7 protein-coding genes are annotated in these 4,653 nt (G+C 35.0%); 1 reads left to right on the top strand and 6 read right to left on the bottom strand.

The window, feature by feature from the left end:
• Positions 1–39: 39 nt before the first annotated feature.
• From CP368_RS09185 to CP368_RS09175, 4 genes are all read right to left on the bottom strand, one after another.
• Positions 40–999 (bottom strand): hypothetical protein, encoded by a 960-nt coding sequence (locus CP368_RS09185; RefSeq protein WP_098046012.1) that lies wholly within the window; start codon positions 997–999, stop codon positions 40–42.
• Positions 1,000–1,080: 81 nt separating this feature from the next.
• Positions 1,081–1,218, bottom strand: a complete 138-nt coding sequence (locus tag CP368_RS10520; protein ID WP_155830898.1) for a hypothetical protein — start codon at positions 1,216–1,218, stop codon at positions 1,081–1,083.
• Between the two features lie 20 nt (positions 1,219–1,238).
• Positions 1,239–1,436, bottom strand: a complete 198-nt coding sequence (locus CP368_RS09180) for a hypothetical protein (protein WP_098044172.1) — start codon at positions 1,434–1,436, stop codon at positions 1,239–1,241.
• Positions 1,437–1,506: 70 nt separating this feature from the next.
• On the bottom strand, positions 1,507–1,977 hold the full coding sequence (locus CP368_RS09175) for a hypothetical protein (RefSeq protein WP_233185872.1): 471 nt from the start codon (positions 1,975–1,977) through the stop codon (positions 1,507–1,509).
• 357 nt (positions 1,978–2,334) lie between these two features.
• Between CP368_RS09175 and CP368_RS09170 the strand changes: the two genes are divergently transcribed.
• Positions 2,335–3,294, top strand: a complete 960-nt coding sequence (locus tag CP368_RS09170) for an Abi family protein (RefSeq protein ID WP_158227436.1) — start codon at positions 2,335–2,337, stop codon at positions 3,292–3,294.
• Between the two features lie 103 nt (positions 3,295–3,397).
• Here CP368_RS09170 and galU read toward each other — a convergent pair whose 3' ends face one another.
• A complete protein-coding gene (gene galU, locus CP368_RS09165) occupies positions 3,398–4,282 on the bottom strand; it encodes a UTP--glucose-1-phosphate uridylyltransferase GalU (RefSeq protein WP_098046009.1) in 885 nt (294 codons plus the stop codon).
• A 126-nt stretch (positions 4,283–4,408) separates the two neighbouring features.
• A partial coding sequence (locus CP368_RS09160) for a hypothetical protein (protein ID WP_158227435.1) occupies positions 4,409–4,653 on the bottom strand: 245 nt, incomplete at its 5' end.

Raw genomic sequence — 4,653 nt, 5'->3', positions numbered from 1 at the left:
TTGAACGACTACTCCGTCGAGTAATCATCCAACACTAGATTAGTATGTTTTGTTTGCCTTTTCTTCATTATCTTTATATTTTTGTGTAAAGTGCTCTGCTTGAGCAGGTGTCTTAAAGTAAACTCCACCAATAGCACCTGATGCTCCTACCAAACAGGGTACTCCATCAAGTGTAGTTAAATTATAACCCCATGCATCCACTTCTAAACTTTCAGCTAGTACAATCGAAATACTGTCACTTTTATTTTCAACAGCAATAGATTTCCCGTGATATTTCTCACCAAATGCTTTTAATTCTTTTTCACTATTTGGACGCTTATTTAATTTATAAATTGTTTTTCCATTAATTGCATTAGAACTAATTTGGACCTTACTATTTAATTTTTCTGTGAACAACCCAGCAGCATACCATGTTCCTTGTAATGCAGGTGAAATAGAGGTTACTTCTATTTCACCATTATTATCCTTCTTTTTAACAATTCGATTAGAACTAGAAGATTGAGCTGAAGAACTTGATGAACTATTTTGTTTAATATTATTTTGCGCCATCCGCTTTTCAAGGTTCATCTTCTGACTAATTTTCTTAGCCTTTGCTAATCCTCCATGCTTTTTTACATATTGATAAACTTTACTTACATTTACTTTAGCCAATTGACGTGTGTTATCACTTAAAATTACGGCTCCTTGACTAGGATGGTCTTGATTAGTAAAGATAATTGCAGCTTCTTTATTTACAATATACAATGCCTGTTCTTCATCTGGTGTAAGTGTATAATTGTCAAAACTATATTCAGGATAATGATCAACTTCAAGATCACCATTATTCGCTTGTTCATAAACGTTAGTCCAATTTTGATTATCTTCATACTTTAAATGAGCATATACAATTGTTAACCCTGCAGCTTCGCGAATTGACAAATTAGCTACACTAGTTTTTGCTTTTGAAGATACATGATGGGGCACCACTTCTTTTTGTGTATGATTATTAAAGTAATACAACCCAGTTTTGTTAATAATGCCCTCTTAAAGTACACTTTATCATTAACAAAACAGCACTTTTGTTAATAACATTTATACTTGCTACTTTTCTGTTTCCCCATACTTTTTATCAAAATTAGTCAAATTTACAGGGACATGTGCAACTTCCACATGACTTTCATCGCCATTAATATATTTGCGATAGACTTTCAAAGCTTCTAAAATTGTAGATTCTGACATAATTATCTCTTCTCTAATTTTTATCCGCGTCTTTCACCATTTAAACGACAATTCTCCAGATAATCATCTATTCCATTCTGAAAATCATCTCTTAACTCATCAATATTCTTTCCCTCGTAAGAAATAATTGCATTCTTCAAGCCTAAAACATGACCAAATAAAGTATCGTCTTCTGTTTCAATCGTACCTTTATAGCCTTTGTATTCGAGAGTATTCATAATCAATTCCTCGCTTTTTAAAACAAAAAGCACCCATCAATCAAAATGAGTGCTTAAGATTTCTTCTCAACTAATTACCCCAGACCAACTTAGAAAGCTTATCTCTTCTGCTCATGTTTCTGTCGGCTTTGTGGTTTCTTTTAGCTGCAGATTTGCTCTTATAATACGTATCTACCCAAGTATCCACACCTACATAGAGAGTTTTACGGTTATTAGTAACATACGCAGCTGATGTTTGGTCGTGTGGGACACATATCCACATTCTATTTCCCTTAGTCTTAATTAACAGGTGCGAACTAAAATAATCTAAACTGCCTTCGGCATTAAATGCCCGTTTAGTATATTTATAGACTCCTCCCTTGCCATCAGCACAACCATCTAAATTAATTTCGGTACGCGTGATCTTGAAGGGCTTAACTTTCCCATTACCCCAATATCTATACCAAGTGCCGCGGAACTTCTTAGGCACTGTAGTATTTTGAAAAACAGATGCGCTTACTTGCTCAGGTTGATTAGTTACCCAAATTGCTGAAACAGCCAACAATATCCCTGCTAAAAAAGCTAAAATTCTTTTTTATCTTCATATTTTTCTCCTTATTACTCTTCATTTTTAGTATAAACCCGATCAAGCTTGCAAAAACATGAAAATTTCCATCCATGCAGAAAAACGCCGACTCCAGCGATCGGTACTAATTTTTTGCACGTTACTTAGTTTTATTTTTTGGTCAAAACACTATTTTAGGTATTATTTCCATACTAATTAAGATAAAATATTTCTTATTATTGAATTCTTTAACGAAGATGTTAGAATAGGAGATAGTTAAGAGTTGTGGTATCTCTGAGGAGACCACTGCGGAATAAAAACCTCCTATTCATGATGAGAATAGAGGTTTTTTTCTTGCAAAAACAATTTAAAACTTTAGATGAACAGATCTTACTTTTACAAGAACGCGGATTAACAATTCCCAACGTTGAAAAAGCTAAACGATACCTACTAACTAATAATTATTACAACATTATTAATGGCTATGGTAAATACTTTCAAGATACTACAGATCATTATATTACCGGTGCATCTTTCAATGAGATCAGTAACCTATACTTTCTTGAAGAAGAAATAAAGAAAAGTGTATTTAATGCTGCTCTTCAAATTGAACATCATTTAAAATCAATTACTGCTTATCACTTTGCAGAACAGTATAGTGACCAAACATATGCATTTTTAAATCCATCCTCATATAACCAACAAAAACTAAGTGATGCATGTAGAACCATTAATAAATTTTCGAATATCCTAAAAATAAACATCACCGATCATACTAGCCCTATTTATCACTATGTATCTGAATATCATGATATTCCAATCTGGGTGATCATAGATCACTTGGATTTTGGAGGGTTATATCATTTTATAAGAGAATTACCAGACGCAATTCTTAATAAAATAGCAGCCGATCTTACTCCATTTTTCTCCGAAAATAATAATGGTACCAATCCCGGTCAGACATTCTCCCCTGCTATAATGCTTAATTTCATGAAGAATATTTTAGAAATACGAAATGTATGCGCACATAATAAAAGAATAATTGAGTTTGCTTGTCATGCAGATGCAAAATATTTTTCATATTTACACGATCAATACTCTATTCAAGTTAATGATACTCGTAAAGACTTCTATAACACCTTCATTATCATGCAATGTTTTCTAAGTAAAACTGAATTTGGTATTCTCAATAATACTCTTAAAAAGAGATTTAAGAACTTAAGCAATAAACTAAATACCATCACCATAAATGATATTTTTCAAAAAATGGGTTTCCCCCAATATTGGCAGTTAAGAGCCCCACTTCCACAATAAACAGATAATTCAGCATATTACGTACATAACTAATCAAATAGGATCAATATTTTCCCATAAAAAAACACCAGCCCCAACAGCTGGTATTAATTTTTTCACTATATTACTTCTTCTCCAACTCATGCGCGAGCTCAATAATATACTTCTTCAAAGCGTCGTGCGTTTCGGGGTGACGCAAACCATATTGGATCGAGGTTTCGAGGTAGCCTTCCTTGTTGCCGACATCGAAGCGTTGGCCCTTGTACACGTGGGCAAATACGCGTTGCGTCTGGTTCAAAGTATCGATAGCGTCGGTCAATTGAATCTCGCCGCCACGCCCTGGCTTTTGCTTTTCAAGAATGTCAAAAATCTCAGGTGTAAGCAAATAACGACCGATGATGGCGAAGTCACTTGGCGCCTTATCTACGGCAGGCTTTTCGACGAACTTCTTAACGTTGTAAAGATCCTTATCCAGCATGTTGCTAGGATCAATCACACCATACTTGGATACTTCCTTGTGTGGCACCTTCATCACGGCAATTGTTGAGGCGTGCGTCTTGTCGTACTCATCGATCAGCTGCTTGGTCAGCGTTACCTTGTCGCGCATCAAGTCGTCGCCGAGCATAACGACAAAAGGTTCTTCACCGACGAAGCTGCGCGCGCGGTAGATGGCATCGCCTAAGCCGGCGGGATGCGGCTGACGAGTGTAGTACAAGTTGATCCCCAAGTTGGTGATGTCTTGCGTCAACTTCAATAACTTGGTCTTGCCAGTTGCTTCCAAGTCTTGTTCAAGTTCTGGATTTGAGTCAAAATGGTTCTCAATTGCTCGCTTGTTCTTGCCGGTTACGATCAAAATATCTTCAATCCCTGCAGCCTTTGCTTCTTCGACGATGAATTGAATTGTTGGCTTATCAACAATTGGTAGCATTTCTTTAGGCAAAGCCTTAGTCGCAGGCAAAAATCGGGTTCCGAGCCCTGCAGCAGGAATAATTGCTTTTCTAATCTTCATGATTCAATCCCCCATAATACACGTTCACCTTAATAATACTAAAAATATAGCTTTTTATTAAAGTCATATTTGCACATGTTAGGGAGGTTAGTGAAAAATTTTAAATATGTTTCGAAATCTTACATATTATTTATCATGAAAAGGATTAAATCCTTCCTTTATACTAATATTTTCATGTACATTGTTAGGTATTTCCTTAGAAATAAATATTAATTGGATACCTGCTTCTTGAGCATATTTAGTAATTTCAGGATAAATAAATTTAAAATTATGCATTTGAAATGCTTGATCCGCAGAATCAATTACTAACAGTGGCAATACTCGCATACTTTCAAAATTGTCTATTACATATTTAAGCATTAATAAATAAA

The organism is Lactobacillus sp. UMNPBX17 (assembly GCF_002553735.1).
GTDB lineage: Bacteria > Bacillota > Bacilli > Lactobacillales > Lactobacillaceae > Lactobacillus > Lactobacillus gallinarum.
This window is presented reverse-complemented; position numbering and strand designations above follow the sequence as displayed.